Here is a 21,669-nt window from a genome sequence, read left to right on the forward strand (position 1 = left end):
AACCGCCGCCAGCAGCGCAGCGCGGTCGGCGAACGGCGTCAGATGTATTTGAGCGCTAATGACACCACCTCGATCACCACAATGGCGAAGAACACCCGCATCATGCCGCGCAGTACCGAGACCGGCACCATGAAAAGCTTTTTGGGCGTTTCCAGTCCGGCCGTGATCGGGATCAGCGTCACCGCCAGCCCGAACAACGCGCATTTGAAAAACAGGCCGGCGACGATCCGGAAATCGAAAATTTTCGCCAGGGTGCGGGTGAACGGGTCGAACCCGGCCGGGTTCAGGCCGTAGATCGCCAGATAAGCCATCAGCAGCGCGAGCAGGCCGGCCAGCGTGGCCAGTGCGACCACCGACACCACCCCGCCGATCAGGCGTGGCAGGAATTCGAGCTGCATCGGCGGAACCTTGCAATGCGCCAGGGCGTCTAGCTCATTGTTGACCTGCATCAGCGCGATCTCGGTATTCATTGCGCTGCCGGAGCGCAAGGCGATGTAGAGTGCCGTGAGAAAGGGCAGCAGTTCGAGTACCAGCACCCGGATCGTCATTTCGCTGGCGAATTCGGTCAGACCGAAGTCGCGCGCGGTGGTGAGGATGATGCTGATGATGAGCCACGAAATGACCAGCGCATAGGTCAGGAAAACCGGCAGAATCTGCACTGCGGTGAAATACACCTGCTTGATCACCACGTCGAAGGTGGCGCGGTTCCAGGTGTTGCGGTCGAGCAGGGCCAGCACGGCTTCGGTCAGCAAGGCGAACAGGCCATAGCCCACGTTCAGCCCGCCCACAATCTTGGCGCCGAGGGATTCGATGGAGGCCGCAAGGAAGTTCATCGCGGCATCTTAACGCTTTCGATGCAGCTTGCCTCCCCAGGTGGCAGGTCATACAGTTTTACCGTTCGACGGAGATAGCAACATGATGAAACCTAATACGATTCCGGCAGCCTTGCTGCTGCTGATGGCCACGACCAGTGCTGCGCTGGCGGCGTCCGGCACCGTGCTGCGCACCGACAAGATTTATAGCCAGCCCAGCGCGACGGCCAGCGTGGCGGGCAGCGCAGCCAAAGGCGCCAGTGTCACGGTGCTGGCCAAGCAAGGCGGCTGGCTGCGCGTCACCTCCGGCAAGACAAGCGGCTGGATGCGCTTGCTGTCGGTGCGCGTCGGTGCCGGCGGCCTCGGCGGTAGCGGCCTCGGCGATGTGGTGGGCGCGGCGACCACGAAATCGGATCCGAGCCGGGTGGTGGCGGTGGCGGGCCTGCGTGGTCTGAACGAGGAAGATCTGAAAAAGGCCAGCTTCAATGCGGAAGAACTGGCCCGACTGGACAAATGGACGATGACGCCGGCGCAGGGCAGAAGCTTTGCCGGGCAGGCGGGGCTGGTCGCAGTCAAGCTGCCGCTGCTGGTCGAGCCAAAGCCCGCGCAGGCGCCGGCTTCGCCGTCTACGTGGGAGGTGAATTAAATGAAGACCCGGACGATTGCACTGCTGGTTTCGATGCTGGCGCTGGGCGGGACGGCGCATGGATTCGATCTGGGCAAGGCGCTGGAAGAGCGTTTGAACCAGGAGTTGAACAAATCCTCCCAACCGGCGCCCAAAGCCGAGCCGGCGACGCAGCCCGGCACGGCCACGTCGCCCGCCAAACAGAAAATCGATGTCAACCAGCTGGGCTTTGCCTTGTTCGGCGACTACACCCCCGAGCAGGAAAGCCGCATCGGCAAGCAGGTGTCGGGCGACCTGCTGGGCGCGGTGCCGCTGGTGCGCGACGACAAGCTGCAGCGATACGTCAACCAGGTCGGCAACTGGGTGGCGCTGCAAAGCGGCAGCAAGGGGCTGGCGTGGCGCTTCGGCGTGCTCGACACCGAAGACATCAACGCCTTTGCCGCGCCGGGCGGCTACGTGTTCGTGACCAAGGGCCTGTATCGGCGGCTGAACAACGAGGCCGAACTGGCCGGGGTGCTGGGGCACGAGATTGCCCATGTCACCCAGCGGCATCATCTCAAGGTGCTCAAGCAGTCGAGCCTGATCGGTGCGCTGGGTCAGGTGGCGGGCAGCAAGGCGAAAAGCAGTGACCAGGCGGTGCAAAACCTGATCGGCAACGGCGCTGAAATGATGGCGCGCGGGCTCGACAAGCAGGCCGAATACGAGGCGGACCGCATCGGCATGGTGTACGCGGCGCGCGCGGGCTATACCCCATGGGGTCTGCCCGACGTGCTGCAGGATCTGGCCGGGCTGCCTGCAAAAGATGAACGCACCAGCCTGCTGTACAAAACCCACCCGCACCCGGCCGACCGCCTGACCGCCCTGGGCGAGTCGGTGGGCGGGCAGTTCGACGCGCTGCAGGGCAAAGACTTGGCCAAGCGTTTCTACCGCATCCCGTGAAGCCGCTGTCGTCGCGGTGGGTACAGGCCGCGCTGTCGGCGCTGTTCGTGTTGCTGATGGCGGCGCATGTGGCGGGACTGTGGGTGATCGCGCCGATGCAGCGCGCCGAAGCCTGGCTGTATGACACGACCCTGCATCGGACGGCACCGTCCGGGCCGGACGACCGCATCGCCATTATCGACATCGACGAAGCCAGCCTGAAAAGCGTCGGCCGCTGGCCATGGAGCCGCGATCGGATGGCCCTGTTGATGGATCAGCTGTTCGACCGTTACGGCGTGGCGGCGGTCGGGTTCGACGTGGTATTCGCCGAGCCCGACAGCAGTTCCGGGCTCGCCTCCCTGCAGCAGCTGGCGCAGCACGAGCTGGCTGCCAGCCGCGATTTTCAGACAGCCCTGAAACAACTTGCGCCGCGCCTCGACTACGACGCCCGCTTTGCCCAGGCGTTGAGCGGACGCCCGGTTTCGCTCGGTTATTACTTCATCCCCGCCGGCATGGGCGACGCCAGAAGCGGCACGCTGCCGCCGCCTTCACTGCCGCAGGCCCAGGGCAGCGACGCGCCCAGCGGCTATGGGGCGAATCTGGCGCTGTTGCAGAACGCGGCGCAGGGCGCGGGATTTTTCAACATGCGAGCCGATGCCGACGGCACCGCCCGGCAAATGCCGCTGTTGACGCCGTATCGTGCGGGCACCTATCTGGCCTTGTCCACCTCGACCTTGCGGGTGGCGTTCGGCGCGGAACCGGTGGCGGCCGGGGCCGATCGATCGCGCGTGGCGGGGCGGCACTACGCCACGCCGTGGCTGGAAGTGGGCGGCCTGCGCGTGCCGCTGGGCGCCGAGGGTGAGGTATACGTGCCGTATCGCGCGGGCGCGCCGTTTCCCTATATTTCGGCAGGCGCGGTGCTGGCAGGCACGGTACCGCCGGCGCAACTGGAAAACCGCATTGTTCTGGTGGGCTCCACCGCGCCTGGGCTCACCGATTTGCGGGTGACCCCGTTCTCCAACAGTTTTCCCGGAGTCGAGATCCATGCGCATCTGCTCGCAGGCATGCTCGACGGCACCACGCGCATCACACCACCGTGGGCGAACGACGCGCGCCTGCTGGCGGTGCTGCTGCTGGGAGGCCTGCTGAGCGTGGTGTTGCTGCGCGTCAGCCCGCTGGTTGGCCTGGCCACTGTGCTGGCGCTGCTGGCCGCTCTGGCGGCTGCATATGTGGCGGCATGGTCGCGCTTCTGGGTGGTGCCGCTGGCGGCGCCGATGCTCACCGTGGCGGGGCTGTATGTGCTGAATACCGGGTATGGTTTTTTTGCCACGACGCGCAGCAAACGCCAGATGACCAAATTGTTCGGCCAGTACGTGCCGCCCGAACTGGCGGCCGAGATGAGTCTGGACCCGGCGCACTACACCATGGCAGGACAGTCGCGCGAGATGAGTGTGCTGTTTTCCGACATCCGCGGCTTCACCGATTTTTCCGAGAAGCTGCCGCCCGCCGAACTGGCCGAGGTGCTCAACGCTTATCTGTCGACGATGACACGCATCGTGCAGCAGCAGCGCGGCACCATCGACAAATACATCGGCGACGCCATCATGGCGTTCTGGAACGCGCCGGTGGATTTGAGCGATCACGCCAGCCGCGCAGTGCAGACTGCGCTCGACATGCAGGCCGCCTTGCCGCAGCTCAACCGCGAGTTCGCCGCACGCAACTGGCCCGAGGTAAAAATCGGCATCGGCGTGAATACCGGGCGCATGAGCGTCGGCAACATGGGCTCGGAATTTCGCCAGTCCTACACCGTGATGGGCGACGCCGTGAACCTCGGTTCGCGGCTCGAAGGCATCACCAAGCAATACGGCGTCGGCATCCTGGTCACCCAGGCGACCGTCGAGGCCGATCCGTTGCATGCCTTCATGAAAGTCGATACGGTACGCGTCAAGGGCAAGGCGCTGCCGGTGGTGATCTTCGAGCCGCTCGGCACGAAGACGGGTTTGCCGGATGCGCTGCAAGCCGATGCCGCTGCGTTCGAAGCGGCGTTCGCCCACTATCAGGCGCAGCAGTGGGACGCCGCCGAAGCCGCGTTGCACACACTCAACGCGCACGCACCCCGCACGCTCTACACTGTTTATCTGGAACGCATCGCGCATTTTCGCGCCGCGCCGCCGCCCGCAGACTGGGATGGCGTATTTGTATACTCGACCAAATAATCAGCCTTGGAACCCGCCATGAAATTCACCATCCTCGGTTGCAGCGGCGGCATCGGCAGCGGGCGTCACACCACGTGCTTTCTGGTCGACGACGACATCCTGGTCGATGCCGGCAGCGGCATCACTACGCTCAGTCTGGAACAGCTGCAGACGATCGATCACGTCTTCCTTACCCACTCGCATCTCGACCACGTGCTGGGCCTGCCACTGCTGCTCGACGCGGTGGGCGAACAGCGCCGCACCCCGGTCGTAGTGCACGCCTTGCCGGCCGTGCTGGATATTCTGGCGACGGATCTGTTCAACGGGCGGCTGTGGCCGGATTTTCGCGAAATCCCCAGCGCCGCCGCGCCGTGGCTGCGCTTCGAGCCTTTGTCGCTGGGCGAAAGCTGCACGCTGGGGCCGCGCAGCTTTATTCCGCTGCCGGTGCAGCATGTGGTGCCGGCGTGCGCATTCGAGATTCGCACCCCGGCCGGCAGCCTGGTGTTCAGCGGTGACACCACCCGCAGCGAGGCCTTTGTCGCGGCGCTGAACACCATCCCCGAACTGCGCCACCTCATCGTCGAAACCTCGTTCGAAAACGCACTCGCCGATATCGCGCGGGATTCGCAGCACCACTGGCCGGATTCGCTGGCCGCCGACTTGGCGCGGCTTGGCCCGCGCCCGCAGGTCTGGATTACCCATCTCAAACCCGGTAACGAGGCGGCGATCATGGCTGAACTGCGCCGGGCCGCACCGGACTGGACGCTGTCCGCCCTGCAGCAAGGGCAAGTGATCCGATTGAATTAGCGTCTGCGATGTCTAGGATGAATGCCATCCGTCGCTGAATGTCGGGCCGCTGTTCAGGCATTTTCCCAAGGAAAATTCAACATGAGTACTGCCGTGAAACGGGGTGCCGCCACCCGCGGCCAGGTCGCCCAAAAGCTCGACGGCGTCGATGCCATCGAGATCAAGGCGACGATTCCGGACCATCAGATCGATGCCGCGTTGCAACATTACAAGCTGAGCATCGACAACGACGAGGAGCGCCATATCTATTTCTTCGATACCCCGGACCTCGATCTGTTCAAGGCCGGGATGATCGCCCGGGCACGGCGCATCGTCGGCGAAGAAGACGACAGCACCGTGAAGTTCCGTCCGGTCATCCCGGCCGATGTGCCGCAGGACTGGCGCAAATATGACGGGTTCAAGCTCGAGGCCGATGCTAGCGAGACTGGCATGGTCAAATCGGCTTCGCTGACCATGCCGTTGGAAAACGGCCTGATCAAGCAGGTGGTCGCCGGGGAAAAGGGCATTGCCAGGCTGTTCACCCAGGAGCAGGAAGACTTTCTTGCCGCCATCGGCAAACAGCACATCGACTATGACACGTTGAGCGTTCTCGGTCCGCTGCAGGCGCATCGCTGGAAGTTCGACGATCCGGCTTGTCCCTGGCGCATCACCGCCGAACTGTGGAAGCGGCAGGACGGTGCGCGTTTGATGGAGATGTCGATCAAGGTCCCGGTGATCCAGGCCGCGGTCGCCATCGCGGGTTTCATGGCGTTTCTGGCCGAAGTGGGCGCCGAGCGGGACAGCGAACAGCAGACCAAGACGCGCTGGGCGCTGGATCATCATTCAGCGCTGCTGCGGGATGCCAAGCCGACGTGAAATCGCTCAAACTGCTGCAATGCGCCAGCTACGGCCGCCTCCAGCTCAAGCCGGCATAGCCGGTTCGATCAACACCGCCGCCCCCACGCTGCGCCCTTCGGCCGCAAGATAATTGTAGGTGCGGCATAGCGCGCCGATGTCCATCACTTCCAGACCGATGCGTGCATCGATCAGGGCGCGTGTGAGCGAAGGGTGGGGAAAGCGCAGGCGGGTGCCGGTACCGAGCAGCAGGATGTCCAGCTTGTGCTGGGCCAGCCACTCGAAATGGCCTGCGGTAAGGGCGTCAAATCCCAGCCCGGCCCAGGGCGCGATCTCGATGCCTTGAGCGGAGAGTAGCAAACTGGTGCCGAAGCGCTGCTCGTTGATCAGGACGTGATCGGTGCCGTAGCCGGTGAACAGCCGCTGCCCGGCGTCGGTATTGAGATGCAGTTTCATGTCGAAACCTTAGCAGATTCGCTTTCCTGTGTCGCAGGGCGTTGCGGGCGTAAAGTGCTTGCAGTCTCTTTGGGGGATAAGGTCAAATACACCGGCAATAATAGGCTTGGCATCACCATAACAGGGAGTTTCCATGCAACGCGGCTGTCATGCACGTAAGCGCATCCTCATCACTGGTGGCGCAGGCTTCATCGGTTCACATCTCTGCGAACGCTTACTGGGGGAAGGCCACGACATCCTGTGCGCTGATAATTTCTACACCGGCACGCGCGACAATATCCTGCATCTGCTCGACCACCCGCATTTTGAGCTGCTGCGTCATGACGTTACCTTTCCGCTGTTTGTCGAGGTCGATGAAATCTACAATTTGGCCTGTCCGGCATCGCCGATCCATTACCAGAACGATCCGGTGCAGACCACCAAGACCAGCGTGCATGGCGCGATCAACATGCTTGGGCTGGCCAAGCGGCTGCGTGCAAAGATCCTACAAGCCTCGACCAGCGAAGTGTACGGTGACCCGGAAATGCACCCGCAACAAGAGCCGTACTGGGGGCACGTAAATCCGATCGGCCCGCGCGCCTGTTACGACGAGGGCAAGCGCTGCGCCGAAACACTGTTTTTCGACTATTACCGCCAGCACAAGCTGCGCATCAAGGTCGCGCGTATTTTCAACACCTACGGTCCGCGCATGCACCCGGACGATGGCCGTGTGGTGTCCAATTTCATCATGCAGGCGCTGCAAGGCCAGCCTATCACGCTGTATGGCGATGGCTTGCAAACCCGCTCGTTCTGCTACATCGATGATCAGGTTGATGCGTTGATCCGCCTGATGAATAGCCCGGACCAGTTCACCGGGCCAGTCAACCTGGGCAATCCGACTGAATTCACCATCCTCGAACTCGCGCAGCACGTGCTGCGCTTGGTGGGCAGCGATGCCGAGCTAGTGTTCAAGCCGCTGCCGCAGGATGACCCACGCCAGCGTTGTCCCGACATCACGCTGGCCAAGGCAGCACTGGACTGGCAACCCACCGTGACGCTGGATGCCGGACTTCGGCAAACCATTGCCTATTTCCGCAGTCAGTTAACCGCTGCCTGAATGTTGCCATGCCCCCGAGCGTCAGCATCATCATCCCAGCCTATAACGCCGAGGCATTCATCGCGGCAACGCTCGACAGCGTGCTCGCACAAACCGTCGCACCTGCAGAAATCATTGTCATCAACGATGGGTCTACCGACACTACGCCCGAGTTGTTGAGCGCTTATGGCAGTCGTATTCAGGTTTTCCATCAACAGAATGCTGGTCAAGCCGCAGCGCGCAATACCGGCGCCCGGCTGTCGCGTGGCGACTTGCTGCTATTCCTCGATAGCGACGACCTACTCGATCCTGATTTCCTGGCGCAACAGGGTGCTTTGTTGACCCGGTTTGACGGTGCCGATGCAGTGTATTGCGACCACCGCACCATAGATGAAACCGGGCAGATCACCGCTATGACAGGGGCGTTGGGTTACCCGCGCCCGTCCGGCGATATTTTGCGCGCACTGTTGCATGGCCCGTGCATCGTCACGCCGGGCCTGGTGCTGCTGCGCCGCGCCGCCTTCGAAGCGACCTGCGGCTTCAATCAGACAACGGCCATGCGTGGCTACGAGGATGACGCGCTATGGCTGGAGATGGCGGCGCGCGGGTCTTTCATTTACAACCCACATACGCTGTTGTCGTATCGGCGGCACGCGGCGCAGGCTACGCGTCAGTCGGCTTATCAACTCAAGGCCGGTCTGGCGAGGTTGACCGCACTGCAAGCCATAGCCGCCGCAGTAACCGCCCGCGCCCAACCCGAATTGCAGCACTTCTACCAGACACGCTTGCGTGATAGCCGATTGAGTGCCGCTTGGGCGAATGGCCAACTCGGCAATCACGCCGCCGCGCTGCACGCGGCCTGCGCCGCTCTCGCCAATCATCCCGCCTCAGCGCAAGCCTGGCGTGGTTTTGGTCATGCCCTGTTTCGCGCCATTTCCAGCCGCGGTAGCTAGCCGTGAGCTCGACTGTATCGGTTGTCATCCCAACCCATAATCGGCCTGAATTGCTGCGCGAGGCAGTCGATAGCGTGTGTCTGCAAACTCGCCTGCCGCTGGAAATCATCATTGTTGATGATGCCTCCAGCCCTCCGGTCAATGCAGCCGACTTCAACACTCCGGACGGCATTCCGATCCGGGTTGTGCGCCACAATCAATCGCTCGGCGGTGCCGCCGCCAAAAATGCCGGTGCGCATGCTGCCAGCGGGGAGCTGTTGGCCTTTCTGGATGATGATGACCTGTATGCAGCGGGCTATCTTGAACGGGCCTTGAATTTACTGTCGCGTCATCACGAGGTTGACGTTACCTTCATGGCTGTGGCTTGGTTTGGCCCCTACAGCAGTGGTGGGACGCAAAACTACGAACTGGCCATGCGTCGCTTGCTTGACCATGCAGAAGGTCGGGAAGTCGAACCGGAAGCATTGGTATTCGGCCCGGCACTGGTTGATGCGCTGCTGCTGACCGTGCCCATGGGATTCCAGCGCATTGTCGTTCGCGCCAGCGCATTCCAGCGCATAGGCGACTATACCGAACACTGTATTTTATGGGACTGCGATTGGGCGCTACGCGCGGCGCTGGATGGCCCAACCTTGCTCAACCAGAGCGCGCTGTATCGTCAGCGGGCCGCAGGTCAGGGCTTCTTTTCGCAGGCCGAGACTACCCTCAAACACCTGCGTTCCAGTATCGAAATTCGCGAACGCCTGGGTAGCGGATTCCAGACAGAGGCGAATTTCCATCCGCATTTGCGCAAGACGTTTCGACACGCCAGTGCGGGAGCCTACTTCAATCTGGCGTATTACCTGCAAGCCCACGGCCAGAACAACGCGGCCTTGCACGCCTGGCTGGAGAGCCAGAAACGCAACCCTAGTCTGCGTCTATGCAAATTTCCATTGCGCATCCTCGCAAGCACTTTCAGACGGCTGCTCCCCGGACACAAGCCGGGTTAGCCGCGCGCTTGATCCAAAAATCCAAGTACACATGCGGCTCTTGAATTGTGGGACGAATAGTCAACTGTGGCTTTCAGGTTGAACCGTCCATGGCCTGAGCGGCATCCTGAAACAGGGGTAGAGCGTCGCAGGACGTTTGCCGGGGCTGGATGCGTCCGGTAAAATCGCTGGTTTTCCAAGGCGTTGTTTTATCTTGATTTTACGCGCCATGATTCTACGCACACTGGGAACTCAACGTGACGGCTGACAACAAGCCATGCTTACGCACCATCCATAAATCGGCCAAGCTCGATAACGTCTGCTACGACATCCGCGGGCCGGTGATGGCGCGCGCCAAACAGATGGAAGAAGAAGGCCAGCGCATCATCAAGCTGAATATCGGCAATCCCGCGCCATTCGGCTTCGAAGCGCCGGAAGAAATCGTGCAGGACGTGATCCTGAATCTGCCGAACGCCTCCGGCTACAGCGATTCAAAAGGCCTGTTCTCCGCGCGCAAGGCGATCATGCACGAGACGCAGCGCAAGGGCATTGCGGGGGTGCAGATCGACGATATCTTCATCGGCAACGGCGTCTCCGAGCTGATCGTGATGTCGATGCAGGCCTTGCTCAACAACGGCGACGAAGTGCTGGTGCCGGCGCCGGACTATCCGCTGTGGACGGCGGCGGTGAGCCTGGGCGGCGGCAAGCCGCGCCACTACCTGTGCGACGAGGGCGCTGGCTGGCTGCCGGATCTGGACGACATCCGTGCCAAGATCACGCCGAACACGCGCGCCATCGTCGTCATCAACCCCAACAACCCGACCGGCGCGCTGTACCCGACCGAGTTGTTGCTGGAAATCGTGGAAATCGCGCGCCAGCACCAGCTCATCATTTATGCCGACGAAATCTACGACAAGGTGCTGTACGACGGCGTGACGCACACCTCGATCGCCTCGCTGGCGGACGATGTGCTGATCGTGACTTTCAACGGCCTGTCGAAGAACTACCGCGCCTGCGGCTACCGCTCGGGTTGGCTGATCGTGTCGGGCGACAAGCGTCACGCGAAGGATTACCTCGAAGGCCTGGGGATGCTGGCGTCGATGCGCCTGTGTTCCAACGTGCCGGGGCAGTACGCAATCCAGACCGCGCTCGGCGGCTACCAGAGCATCAACGACCTGGTCGCGCCGGGCGGACGCCTGACGCGCCAGCGCGATCTGGCCCACGAACTGCTGACGCTGATTCCCGGCGTGTCGTGCGTCAAGCCGAAGGCGGCGATGTATCTGTTTCCGCGGCTGGATCCCAGGCAGTACCACATCAGCAACGACCAGAAGTTCATCCTCAACCTGCTGGAAGAGGAACGCGTACTGGTGGTGCAGGGCAGCGGCTTCAACTGGCCGCACCCGGATCACATCCGGGTGGTGTTCCTGCCGCATGAAGAAGACCTGACCGAAGCGATCGGGCGCATGAGCCGCTTCCTTGATCGCAATCGCACGCATCGTTGATTTCCATTTTTTGACTGAGACTATTTAATGAAACCCATCAACGTCGGCCTGCTGGGCCTGGGAACGGTCGGTGGCGGCACGCTGACCGTGCTGCGCCGCAATGCTGAAGAAATCACCCGGCGCGCCGGGCGCGAAATTCGCGTAGTACGTGCTGCAGTGCGCGATCTTGAAAAAGCGAAAGCGCTGGCGGGCGATCTGCCGCTGACGATCAACCCGTTCGACGTGGTCGACGATCCCGAAATCGATATCGTGGTGGAACTGATCGGCGGCCTGGAGCCGGCGCGCGAACTGGTGCTGCAGGCGATTCACAACGGCAAGCACGTGGTCACCGCCAACAAGCATCTGGTCGCCAAATATGGCAACGAAATCTTCGCGGCGGCGCAGGCCAAGGGCGTGATGGTCGCGTTCGAAGCGGCGGTCGCCGGTGGCATCCCCATCATCAAGGCGCTGCGCGAAGGCCTCACCGCCAACCGCATCGAGTGGCTGGCCGGCATCATCAACGGCACCAGCAACTTCATCCTCACCGAAATGCGCGACAAGGGCGCGGCGTTTGCCGACGTGCTGAAACAGGCGCAGGCCCTGGGCTACGCCGAAGCCGACCCGACCTTCGATATCGAAGGCATCGACGCCGCGCACAAGCTCACCATCCTGTCGGCAATTGCCTTTGGCATCCCGATGCAGTTCGACAAGGCTTACACCGAAGGCATCTCGAAGCTCACGCGCGAGGACGTGCAGTACGCCGAAGAACTCGGCTATCGCATCAAGCTCTTGGGCATTGCCCGCCGTGCCGAAGCCGGTATCGAGTTGCGCGTGCACCCCACGCTGATCCCCGAGCGCCGCCTGATCGCCAACGTCGACGGCGCGATGAACGCCGTGCTGGTGAAGGGCGACGCCGTCGGTTCGACGCTGTATTACGGCGCCGGTGCCGGCGCCGAGCCGACCGCCTCGGCAGTGGTGGCCGACCTCGTCGATGTCACGCGCCTGCACACTGCCGACCCGCATCATCGCGTGCCGCATCTGGCGTTCCAGCCCGATCAGTTGTCCGACACGCCGATTCTGCCGATGGACGAAGTACGCACCGCGTATTACCTGCGCCTGCGCGCCTTCGACCGCCCCGGCGTGCTGGCCGACATCACCCGCATCCTGGCCGACAGCAACATCTCGATCGACGCCATGGTGCAGAAGGAGCCCGCCGAAGGGGAGGTGCAGGTCAACATCATCCTGCTGACCCACATCACGGTGGAGAAGAACGTCAACGCCGCGATCGCCAAGATCGAGGCGCTCGATACCGTGGCGGGCAAGGTGATGCGCATCCGCCTCGAAGAACTGGCGTCCAAGTAAAAAAGGTCAGGCAATGAACTACCTCAGCACGCGCGGCCTCGCTCCGCAACTCCGCTTCTCCGAAATTCTGCTTGGCGGCCTGGCCAGCGATGGCGGCCTCTACGTGCCGGAAGCGTATCCACACTTCAGCACCGACGAGCTCGCGGCGATGCGTGGCATGAGCTACGCCGACCTGGCGTTTGCGGTGTTGTCGCGCCTGATCGACGACATCCCGCACGACGACCTGCGCGTGCTGATCAATAAAACCTACACCGCCGACGTCTACCGCTACACCACCAACGGCGAGAACGCGGCCGACATCACCCCGCTGAAAACCCTGGAGCCCGGCCTGCACGTGCTGGCGCTGTCGAACGGCCCGACGCTGGCGTTCAAGGACATGGCGATGCAGCTGCTCGGCAACCTGTTCGAGTACGCGCTGGAAAAAACCGGCGGCGAACTGAACATTCTCGGCGCCACCTCCGGCGACACCGGCTCCGCCGCCGAATACGCGATGCGTGGCAAGAAAGGCGTGCGCGTGTTCATGCTGTCGCCCGAGCACGGCATGACGCGTTTCCAGCAGGCGCAGATGTACGCGCTGCAGGATGCCAACATCCACAACTTGGTGATCCGCGGCGTGTTCGACCAGTGCCAGGACATCGTCAAGGCCGTGTCGAACGACCTCGATTTCAAGACGAAGCACCACATCGGCGCAGTCAACTCGATCAACTGGGCGCGCGTCGCGGCGCAGAGCGTGTACTACTTCAAGGCCTATTTCGCGGCGACCCACAGCAACGACCAGAGCGTGTCGTTCTCGGTGCCGTCGGGCAATTTCGGCAACGTCTGCGCCGGCCACATCGCGCGCCAGATGGGACTGCCGATCAACAAGCTGATCGTCGCCACCAACGAGAACGACGTGCTCGACGAGTTCTTCAAGACTGGCGTGTACCGTCCGCGTCCGGAAACGAAGCACACCTCCAGCCCGTCAATGGATATTTCCAAGGCGTCCAACTTCGAGCGTTTCATCTTCGACCTGACCGGACGCGACGCTGCCAGGATTCGCAGCCTGTGGAGCGCGGTCGAATCCGGCGGCAGCTTCGATCTGAATGCCTACCCCGATGTTAAAGCAGGCAACCTGTTCAAGCGCGTCGCTGAGTTCGGCATGGTTTCGGGCTCGAGCAACCACGCCAACCGCCTCGACACCATCCGCACCGTGTACGAGGTGTACGGCACCATGATCGATCCGCACACCGCCGACGGCCTGAAAGTGGGCATGGAACACCGCGAACCCGGCGTGCCGTTGATCTGCATGGAAACCGCGCAGCCCGCCAAGTTCGACGACGCCATCCGCGAGGCGCTCGGCATCGAGCCGGTGCGCCCGGCCGAGTTGAAAGACCTGGAAGCGCAGCCGCAGAAAAAGCACGTCATGGATGCCGATGTGAATGCGATCAAGCGGTTCATCGTCGAACACGCCCGCTAAGTGCAGCCTGACTGTAACGTCTGAAACTGCAAGGCCAGCCCGGTTCAAGGCCGGAGGCCTGACCAATCCGCGCGAACGGGTTGGTGTCGTGCCGGCGACAGTGGATAATGCGCCGACTCATCACGGCCGATTCACACCATGAAACTCGTCACCTCCCTTACCAGCCCCTACGGCCGTAAAGTCCGGATCGTGCTGCAGGAAAAGAAAATCCCGTTTCAGCTCCAGGTTGAAAACCCCTGGCAGGCCGACAGCGTCGTGCCCAGTTTCAACCCGCTCGGCAAAGTGCCGGTGCTGGTGCTGGAAGGCGGCGAATCGGTATTCGATTCGCGCGTCATCGTCGAATACCTCGACCACGTCAGCCCGGTTGCCCACCTCATTCCCGGCGAGCCGAAAACCCGTATGGTGGTGCGGGGCGTTGAAGCGCTGGCCGATGGCGTGACCGACGCGGCGGTGGCGATCGTGCTGGAGCGCAAACGGACGCCCGAACAGCAAAGCAGCGACTGGCTGCTGTTGCAGGAGAAAACCCTGTTTCGCGGGCTGGAAGCGCTGTCCGAGGCGCTGGGCGAGAAGCCCTGGTTCCTTGGCAACAGCATGACGCTGGCCGATATTGCCTGCGGTTGCATGCTGGGTTATCTCGATCTGCGTCTCGCTGAAATCGACTGGCGGGCTGCACATGCCAACCTGGCCCGGCTCGCCGACAAACTGGCCACGCGTGCTTCGTTCGTCGACACGTTACCGCCTGCCTGAATCCCGATCCTCACGCACAAGGAATCCCCATGGCTCATGCAATCGCAACGCTGGCAGGCGGCTGTTTCTGGTGCATCGAGACGGTGTTCAAGCGCCTGCGCGGCGTGGAGTCAGCCGTTTCCGGGTACATGGGCGGGCACACGCCCGATCCCACCTACGAGGACATCTGCAACGGCGATACAGGCCACGCCGAAGTCGTGCAGGTGACATTCGATCCCGACGAGATCACCTACCGCGAGCTGCTGGCAGTCTTTTTCACCCTGCACGATCCCACCCAGCTCAACCGCCAGGGCAATGACATCGGCACGCAATACCGCTCGGCCATCTTCTGGCATACGCCTGAGCAAAAAGCCGAAGCCGAAGCGGTGATCGCCGAACTCGCCGCCGCCCGGCAATTCGATGCGCCCATCGTGACGGCGGTGGCCGAGGCCGTGACTTTTTATCCTGCCGAGGCTTATCATCAAGGCTACTTCGAACGGAATCCCGCACAGCCCTACTGCCAGTTCGTGGTGGCGCCGAAGGTGGCGAAAGCCGAGGCAAAATTTCACGGCAAACTCCGGCCAGACTAGCGCGAGTCAGCCCAATCAAGCGACAAGGCATTCAGACATGAAGCATCAGCGTTCTCTTATTTCTCTGGTCATCGTTTTGAGCCTGCTGTCTCCGGCAGCGCAGGCCTCTTTCCTGCAAGGCGATGCGCTGGATTCGGTGGCGAAATGGCTGGCGCTGTTCATTATTTTTGCCATGCCGATCGGCGGCATCTACCTGTTCTGGATGATCCACATCCTGCCCGAGAAAATTGCCGAGAAGCGCCATCATCCGCAGAAGGATGCGATCAAGACGCTGTGTCTGCTGTCGCTGGTGTTCGGCGGCCTGCTGTGGCCGTTTGCCTGGTTGTGGGCCTACACCAAGCCGGTGATATACAAGCAGGCCTACGGTACGGAAAAGCATGCCGACTACTATCTGGAAGCGGGTGAAAAAGCGATGAAGCAGGAAATGAGTCAGGACGAAATCCGCACGCTGCGCCAGGAGCTCGACCAGATCGCGGCGAAGGGTCATCTCACGGCGGAACTTCAGCGGGTACGCGAGCAGCTGATTGCCGCGGAGACCTTATCGCCGGCTGTGTCGCCCAGCGCAGAGGGGGCACGCTGATGGAAGCGATACTGCTTGGAATTTATTCCTTTTTCGTCTGGCTGATTTTCATCAAGTTCAAGTGGCTGCCCTGGAACACCAAGTCCCAGGTGATCGTGGTCATCATCCCCATCGTCGGCATCGCTTCGCTGATCCTGCTATTGAATATCTTCGCGCCGTCGTCGGCCGATGTCCGCGTCATCAAATACGTGGTGCAGGTGGTGCCGCAGGTACGCGGCCGGGTCATCGAAGTGCCGGTCGCCGGCAACGACTACGTGAAAAAAGGCGCCGTGCTGTTCAAGATCGACCCGACGCCTTATCGCAATACCGTCAAACAGCTCGAAGGCAAGCTCGCCGCCAACCAGGCGGCCATGAACGAAGCGCTGGCGGGCTTGAGTCAGGCCGGCGCCAGCGTGGGCGAGATGCGCGAGGCGGTGAATGCGGCGGCCGGTCAGGCCGGCGCGATTCGGGCCAACCTGGAGCTCGCGAAAAAGCGGGTGGCCGAATACCGCGAACTGGTGGCCACCGGCGCCGGCGACCGCTTCGGTCTGGAACAGTGGGAAGCCAGCGTGCGCGAACTGGAAGGGCAACTGCTTGCTGCCAGGGCGTCCGAATCGCAGGCGAAGTTCAAGTTGTCGGCACGCGCCGGCGGCGATCAGGCGGCCGTGGCGACCGCCAAGGCCAAGGTGGCAACGGCCAAGGCACAACTGGCCGCGACCCAGGCCGACCTCGACAATGCGCGTTGGGAATTGACGCAGACCGTGATGGTGGCGCCAGCCAACGGCTGGGTGATGAACTTGCAGTTGCGTCCCGGCTCGATGGTGGTGGGCGTGCCGCTGGCACCCGCCATGACCTTCGTCGAGGACAACTACCAGATCATCGCGCTGTATCACCAGAACGAACTGCATCAGGTGCAACCGGGCGATGCCGCCGAGCTGGCGCTCAATACCTTGCCGGGGCAGATCATCAAGGCCCGGGTGAACTCCATCGTCTGGGGACAGGGACAGGGCCAGCTGCCGGTTTCCGGCACGCTGCCGCAAACCGGCGCCGCGCCGCAGTTTCCCAACCGCTTCGCGGTCAGGCTGGACGTTGAGCCCAGGCATCAAAGCATTTTCCTGGCCGCAGGCGCCGCGGGCGATGCCGCCATCTATTCGCAGCATCTCAAGGCCATCCATATCCTGCGGATGGTGATCCTGCGCGTGGGGTCCTACACGAACTACCTGATTCCCAAGTTGCACTGATGCGCGCCGCCAGATTTTTTCCGCGCAGCACCCTGGCTCTGGCCGTCAGCCTGCTGGCGGGTTGCGCTTTGCAGACGCCGCCGCCTTCCGCGGAACTGCAGAAGGAGGCGTTGCCCAATGCGAGTCTACCGCAGCAGTGGAAGCAGCCGGCCGAGCCCGGCGCGGTGGCGGATCAGGCCTTCGACAGTTTCAACGATGCCGCGCTGGCGGCGCTGATTCGCGAGGCCCTGACCTACAACGCCGACCTGCGCGCCGGCGCTGCCCGGGTCGAGCAGGCGAAGGGCTATGTCACCGTGGCCGGAGCGGATCTGAAGCCGGGCGTTGCCGCCATGGCCAAGGGCGGCGGCAAATGGAGCGGCGATTACAGCGGCATGGAAAACGCCCTGATCGGCGCCACCTGGGAAATCGATGTGTGGGGCCGCCAGCGTTACGGCGCGCGTGCCGCTGCCGACGATTACGCTTCGGCGCAGCTGGATTATCAGTACGCCCGCCAGTCGCTGGCTGCCTGGGTAGTACGCAGCTGGCTGTTGGCGGTGCAGACCACACAGCAGGAAAGCTTGCTGCAGGAGATGGTGCAATCCGCCAGCAAGCTGGTGGAGATGACGCAGCAGCGACTCAAGTCTGGCATCGGCGACGAACAGGACGTGGCGCAGGCACAGGCCAGCCTGGGCGAGACCCGCGATCGCCTGCGTCAGGTCCAGTTCGCGCGTACGCAGGCGCTGCGTGCGCTGGAAGTGCTGCTCGGGCGCTACCCGGGCGCCGACATCCAGACTGCGGCACGTCTGCCCGCGATGCCCGCGCCGGTTCCGGCAGGCTTGCCCGCCGAGTTGCTGGCGCGCCGGCCCGACGTGGTGGCGGCCGAGCGCCGCGTGGCGGCGAGCTTCAACCGCACCGAGGAAGCGCGCGTCGCGCATCTGCCGAAAATCAGTCTGACGGCCACGTTTGGCGCCGTTTCCAGCGATCTCATCGTGCTGCAAAACAAGGACAACCCCACCACGGGGCTGGGCGGGACATTGCTGTGGCCGATTTTTACCGGCGGCGCGCTCGATGCCCAGGTCGACATCCGTACGGCCGAGCAGCAGCAGGCCGTGGCGCAATACGCGGCGGTCGGCCTGCGGGCGTTCGACGAAGTGGAAGGGGCGCTGGCAAGCGAAACCGCGCTGCGCGAGCGGCAGGCGATCCTGGATCAGGTGGCGCGCGACAGCCGTCGTTCGATGGAACTGGCCACCGTGCAATACAAGGTGGGGATCAACGACTTGCGCGGCGTATTGCAGGAGCAGATGCGGCTCTACAACGCCTTGATGACGCTGGTGCAGGTGCAGGGCGATCGGCTGGCCCAGCGGGTGAATCTGCATCTGGCGCTGGGCGGCGGTTTTGGGGATGAGGCGGCCAATACTGCGGGCGAAACCGGCGCAACGCCTTCTCCAGCAGGGCCATCGCCGACAGTGCCTGCCAGCTGACGTACAACGTTCAAATTCACCCGACGGTGGAAGCTGGCAAAGCCCGCTGTAGCTGGTCGGGTGGAATGCAGGGTTGGGCCTTACCAAATTTTCCACCACGGTTTTTTCTTCTCTATATGTACTGGACGGTTCGTCGTCCTGGCTTCTTGTGCCTGCGCGTCCAATAAGACTCCCGGTATTTCAGAAAGCAAGTTTTCAAGCGGCTCAGGGGGATCGCCTTCATACGAAACAACCGATTCGAAATCCTTGATAAGAGCGCAGCTCACAATCAACACGCAAGCCAAGTCCTTCATGCTCCCGTGCCACGCCATGCTTATGCAGTGATCGCGACCTGCAGCAATTTCCTGTAGCGATTTATCTCCCGCAATGACTTCACTTGTGGGTACGTACTGAATTTCGAAACCGGGCCCTTCTTCGCCGTTCAGAGTAAATGGTAAAAATCCAGAATCCTCGAAAGGCGTGTGCTCAGGGTGAAGTTTCAGATCGAATCCCAAAGCGTCTATTGAGGATTGGAGTTCTGAACGATTCGGGACGCGCGACCGTGAAATAAATGCATACTGAACATTCGACATGGTGTGTCCTATTGGGCCCAACGTTCGAGTTAACCGGTGCGCGAAGGCAGGACGCCTTGGCCCGGACTGGGACAATATATTGCGTACCTCAGTCCGGGCCAAGGCGTCCTGCCGTAGCGCGTCCGCTTGAACGAGGGGTTAGGCGTCATCTGCGAGGACGGTTGCGTAGGTTTTGAATTGTTGCCAAAACTCAATTTCGTAGATTGCGCTTACACCGTCCTCCGGTGCGACAGCTCGCCTGACGACGATTCCAGGCTCGCGGGCAAGTGTTGATCCGGCATTGGCGAGAACCTCTCGAATGGGCTTGGCACCTTCATCGTCGAGCGCGAAGAACTGTATCTCATGTGGCGGCTCTATGAATTCCTTCTGTTCCAAATATGTGAGGCCGCGGACAATCTTCTCTGTAATTCGCCGGAAGCTCTCGGCTGGAATCACAAGCGCAATGCCGCTGCCGCGCTGCCTTCCCCATCGTTCACCGAGTGCAGGGAAGATTCCTTCATTTGGTATCTGATCGCCCTGAAGTAATTCAGAACTGACGCGTCGTCCAAGTGCTTCTCGTGCTCGTTTGTCGGCTGGTGTTGAGGCGTACTTCGGGTTCATAGCGCGGAGTGCCTTCTCGGAAAGGCCCTTGAATCCAGGTGCGTTCGGATCGAGGCAGAGTGCGATGCGGACAAAGAATTCGCTCTCAATCGCGCCGAGTTCCCTATTGCATCGAACGCAACTTGGAATTTTCCACTTTGCGAGGTTGGCCGGCGTGGTCTCGGGGTACCAAGACTCAGGGAAGACATGGTCCCAGTTTCTCTCGACAGGAGTTCTGAGGCAATGGATGCATTTCCCAGGTTTTGGCGGCCTTGCCATGAAGTGATGGTTCCTATGACGCCTAACGTAGAGCTAACCGGCGGCGCTTTAGCGCCGTCCAGCGACCGCAGGGAGCGGGGTTGAGCGCCATGTTGGGCAGCAAGTCAGAAGCCATACTCACGCTCAACACGACAGACCCGGACACGAAATGCCCGATACCAGTCCTTTGCTCGGCTCTGAGCTTGGCGATGAATGAGGTTTTCCTTCCAGGCCGCTATTGCCTCTTGGCTCGCCCAATATGAAACGGAGATCCCGATTTCTTGCCTCGCACTCTCGAAGCCAAGGAAACCCGGTTGTTCGGAGGCAAGCTCCAACATTTGTTTTGCAGTTTCACCATAGTCGTTGTCGCCGTCGGTGCGGACGGATGTAAAGATGACAGCAAAGTACGGCGGTTGTGGTGTTTGCGCGGGCAAAGACATCTATGATCCTTTTTTTGCTGCCCAACGTAGAGCTAAGGGGCGCGAGTGAAAACGCAACCACGAAGTGAGCCGGCTGGCCGAGCGTCCGCCCTTGAGCGCCGGGTTAGGTTTCATGGCTAGAGTAGAGCAGACGTTTTGTTGCCGGTTCATATAGCAGTACCTCGGCTCCTTCAATTTGTGACCGGCCCAAGAGGTGGACCGACGACATATACGCCAGCACGTTGCTGGTGTTTGGCTTTGCCTCTTTTGAGAAGCATTGCCTGTATTTTCCGCTCTCGGCTGCGCTCTCGATAACACTTGAGAAAAGCGGGTCAGCCTCTGGGCCGGCTCTCCACTCAGCTTGGTGTGTTGCATCAACAACAAAGTTGGCCAACTGGATGCAGTGATATATGGCATGGTCACCGTTAAAGGTTGGCGGCGACTCGTAGCTGTACACGACAGAATATTTTTGATTCTTCTCGATGCCGCCCCAGTTGAGCACAAACTCAACATCTTTGGGGCTTGCCTTGGTGGTTTTCTCTGGCTGAAAGAAAGCAGAGATAGCCATACCAACAAAGACGACACACAGCAGCAGAAAAATACCGCCAAGCCATTGCAGGATTATTTTGATGGTTGCCATATGCGCGGAAACCTAACGTAGAGCTAACCGGCGGCGCTTTAGCGCCGTCCAGCGACCGAAGGGAGCGAGGTTGAGCGCCATGTTATGCAACTCTTAGATACCCTGTCTTGCTGTCGAAATTGCCTCGATAGTCTTGGTGTGACCACGTATGAGCCGGTCATGGTATTGCTTCTCCAGTGCAAGTGGCACCTTCGGAGCCTCGTTTAGCCAATGCGAAACGTAATAATGAAATTCATTAATCGTGACCAATACGTTTATTAACGGTGACTTGCTCTTTGCATTGTTCACCAAGCAGTTTTGAGTGACGCGCGATGCAACTGCAACAGATGCTTCAAACTCAGCCACTGAATTTCTTTGCTTTCGGATTGCTTCTGGAAACTCAAGAACGATTGATTTATTAGAGATTAGAAGGCTTGATATTTCAGCCAAGGCACTGTTGCAATCGAGTGTTGCAAGCTTCGCCTTTAGCGCAGCACAGCTGGCAGTACATTTACTGCTGTCATTTTCTGCGGCTCGGATGTGACTGGCTGGCAGCAAAATAGTGATGCAAATTATCAGCGCTCGAAAGATGTTCATGTGCAGTGCATAACGTAGAGCTAACCGGCTCGCCAAAGCGCAGCTTTGGCGAGGAATCTTCCCCCGATTTAATTGACACCGGGTTATTGAGCCAGCAGTCTTTCATA

The 21,669-nt window shown here is 61.2% G+C and carries 24 protein-coding genes; 17 read left to right on the forward strand and 7 right to left on the reverse strand.

Features of this window, described 5'->3' with window-relative positions:
* Positions 1-38 precede the first annotated feature (38 nt).
* Positions 39-833: an ABC transporter permease gene (locus IV098_RS08570; RefSeq protein ID WP_296888088.1), complete on the reverse strand. Its 795-nt coding sequence runs from the start codon at positions 831-833 to the stop codon at positions 39-41.
* Between the two features lie 82 nt (positions 834-915).
* Between IV098_RS08570 and IV098_RS08575 the strand changes: the two genes are divergently transcribed.
* The 5 genes from IV098_RS08575 (at position 916) to IV098_RS08595 (ending at position 6,212) form a co-directional block, all read left to right on the forward strand.
* Complete coding sequence (locus IV098_RS08575; RefSeq protein ID WP_296888091.1) at positions 916-1,458, forward strand: SH3 domain-containing protein; 543 nt, start codon at positions 916-918, stop codon at positions 1,456-1,458.
* Positions 1,459-2,376: a M48 family metalloprotease gene (locus IV098_RS08580; RefSeq protein WP_296888093.1), complete on the forward strand. Its 918-nt coding sequence runs from the start codon at positions 1,459-1,461 to the stop codon at positions 2,374-2,376. It abuts the gene before it with no gap.
* On the forward strand, positions 2,373-4,571 hold the full coding sequence (locus tag IV098_RS08585; RefSeq protein WP_296888095.1) for a CHASE2 domain-containing protein: 2,199 nt from the start codon (positions 2,373-2,375) through the stop codon (positions 4,569-4,571). Before IV098_RS08580 ends, IV098_RS08585 begins: the two co-directional genes overlap by 4 nt.
* Before the next feature lie 18 nt (positions 4,572-4,589).
* Positions 4,590-5,357, forward strand: coding sequence for a 3',5'-cyclic-nucleotide phosphodiesterase (locus IV098_RS08590; protein ID WP_296888097.1), 768 nt, complete (start codon positions 4,590-4,592; stop codon positions 5,355-5,357).
* A gap of 81 nt (positions 5,358-5,438) precedes the next feature.
* Positions 5,439-6,212, forward strand: a complete 774-nt coding sequence (locus IV098_RS08595; RefSeq protein ID WP_296888099.1) for a hypothetical protein — start codon at positions 5,439-5,441, stop codon at positions 6,210-6,212.
* 45 nt (positions 6,213-6,257) lie between these two features.
* Here the strand turns inward: IV098_RS08595 and IV098_RS08600 are convergent, their stop codons facing one another.
* Positions 6,258-6,647 (reverse strand): Mth938-like domain-containing protein, encoded by a 390-nt coding sequence (locus tag IV098_RS08600; protein ID WP_296888101.1) that lies wholly within the window; start codon positions 6,645-6,647, stop codon positions 6,258-6,260.
* Positions 6,648-6,780: 133 nt separating this feature from the next.
* On the opposite strand from IV098_RS08600, the gene IV098_RS08605 reads away from it, so the two are divergent.
* From IV098_RS08605 to IV098_RS08655, 11 genes are all read left to right on the forward strand, one after another.
* A complete protein-coding gene (locus IV098_RS08605) occupies positions 6,781-7,743 on the forward strand; it encodes a UDP-glucuronic acid decarboxylase family protein (protein WP_296888102.1) in 963 nt (320 codons plus the stop codon).
* An 8-nt stretch (positions 7,744-7,751) separates the two neighbouring features.
* A complete protein-coding gene (locus IV098_RS08610; protein WP_296888105.1) occupies positions 7,752-8,675 on the forward strand; it encodes a glycosyltransferase family 2 protein in 924 nt (307 codons plus the stop codon).
* 2 nt (positions 8,676-8,677) lie between these two features.
* Positions 8,678-9,664: a glycosyltransferase gene (locus tag IV098_RS08615; protein ID WP_296888106.1), complete on the forward strand. Its 987-nt coding sequence runs from the start codon at positions 8,678-8,680 to the stop codon at positions 9,662-9,664.
* 236 nt (positions 9,665-9,900) lie between these two features.
* A complete protein-coding gene (locus tag IV098_RS08620) occupies positions 9,901-11,145 on the forward strand; it encodes a pyridoxal phosphate-dependent aminotransferase (RefSeq protein WP_296888108.1) in 1,245 nt (414 codons plus the stop codon).
* Positions 11,146-11,172: 27 nt separating this feature from the next.
* Positions 11,173-12,486 carry a homoserine dehydrogenase gene (locus IV098_RS08625; protein WP_296888110.1) on the forward strand — a complete coding sequence of 438 codons (1,314 nt, stop codon included), beginning with the start codon at positions 11,173-11,175 and terminating at the stop codon, positions 12,484-12,486.
* 13 nt (positions 12,487-12,499) lie between these two features.
* Positions 12,500-13,942 (forward strand): threonine synthase, encoded by a 1,443-nt coding sequence (gene thrC, locus IV098_RS08630; protein WP_296888112.1) that lies wholly within the window; start codon positions 12,500-12,502, stop codon positions 13,940-13,942.
* Between the two features lie 138 nt (positions 13,943-14,080).
* Positions 14,081-14,689, forward strand: coding sequence for a glutathione S-transferase (locus tag IV098_RS08635; RefSeq protein WP_296888114.1), 609 nt, complete (start codon positions 14,081-14,083; stop codon positions 14,687-14,689).
* A 29-nt stretch (positions 14,690-14,718) separates the two neighbouring features.
* The gene (gene msrA / locus IV098_RS08640) at positions 14,719-15,258 is read left to right on the forward strand and encodes a peptide-methionine (S)-S-oxide reductase MsrA (RefSeq protein WP_296888116.1); all 540 of its coding nucleotides are present in this window, start codon (positions 14,719-14,721) and stop codon (positions 15,256-15,258) included.
* 37 nt (positions 15,259-15,295) lie between these two features.
* Entirely contained in the window at positions 15,296-15,838 is a 543-nt protein-coding gene (locus tag IV098_RS08645) for a DUF3302 domain-containing protein (protein ID WP_296888119.1), read from the forward strand.
* Positions 15,838-17,058 (forward strand): HlyD family secretion protein, encoded by a 1,221-nt coding sequence (locus IV098_RS08650; protein ID WP_296888121.1) that lies wholly within the window; start codon positions 15,838-15,840, stop codon positions 17,056-17,058. Before IV098_RS08645 ends, IV098_RS08650 begins: the two co-directional genes overlap by 1 nt.
* On the forward strand, positions 17,058-18,518 hold the full coding sequence (locus tag IV098_RS08655; RefSeq protein ID WP_296888123.1) for an efflux transporter outer membrane subunit: 1,461 nt from the start codon (positions 17,058-17,060) through the stop codon (positions 18,516-18,518). Before IV098_RS08650 ends, IV098_RS08655 begins: the two co-directional genes overlap by 1 nt.
* Before the next feature lie 80 nt (positions 18,519-18,598).
* Here IV098_RS08655 and IV098_RS08660 read toward each other — a convergent pair whose 3' ends face one another.
* The 4 genes from IV098_RS08660 to IV098_RS08675 all read right to left on the reverse strand — a co-directional run bounded on the left by IV098_RS08660 (position 18,599) and on the right by IV098_RS08675 (position 20,986).
* Positions 18,599-19,090: a hypothetical protein gene (locus IV098_RS08660; protein WP_296888125.1), complete on the reverse strand. Its 492-nt coding sequence runs from the start codon at positions 19,088-19,090 to the stop codon at positions 18,599-18,601.
* Between the two features lie 138 nt (positions 19,091-19,228).
* Complete coding sequence (locus IV098_RS08665) at positions 19,229-19,690, reverse strand: hypothetical protein (RefSeq protein ID WP_296888127.1); 462 nt, start codon at positions 19,688-19,690, stop codon at positions 19,229-19,231.
* Between the two features lie 362 nt (positions 19,691-20,052).
* A complete protein-coding gene (locus tag IV098_RS08670; RefSeq protein WP_296888129.1) occupies positions 20,053-20,367 on the reverse strand; it encodes an antibiotic biosynthesis monooxygenase in 315 nt (104 codons plus the stop codon).
* A 103-nt stretch (positions 20,368-20,470) separates the two neighbouring features.
* On the reverse strand, positions 20,471-20,986 hold the full coding sequence (locus IV098_RS08675) for a hypothetical protein (RefSeq protein ID WP_296888130.1): 516 nt from the start codon (positions 20,984-20,986) through the stop codon (positions 20,471-20,473).
* A 301-nt stretch (positions 20,987-21,287) separates the two neighbouring features.
* Here IV098_RS08675 and IV098_RS08680 point away from each other — a divergent pair, with 301 nt between their 5' ends.
* Positions 21,288-21,509 (forward strand): hypothetical protein, encoded by a 222-nt coding sequence (locus IV098_RS08680; RefSeq protein WP_296888133.1) that lies wholly within the window; start codon positions 21,288-21,290, stop codon positions 21,507-21,509.
* Here IV098_RS08680 and IV098_RS08685 read toward each other — a convergent pair.
* On the reverse strand, positions 21,486-21,669 hold a 184-nt coding region (locus IV098_RS08685), incomplete at its 5' end, for a hypothetical protein (RefSeq protein WP_296888135.1). The genes IV098_RS08680 and IV098_RS08685 overlap by 24 nt on opposite strands.

It is taken from the genome of Thiobacillus sp., assembly GCF_018780105.1.
In the GTDB taxonomy this organism is placed as follows: Bacteria; Pseudomonadota; Gammaproteobacteria; order Burkholderiales; family Thiobacillaceae; genus Thiobacillus.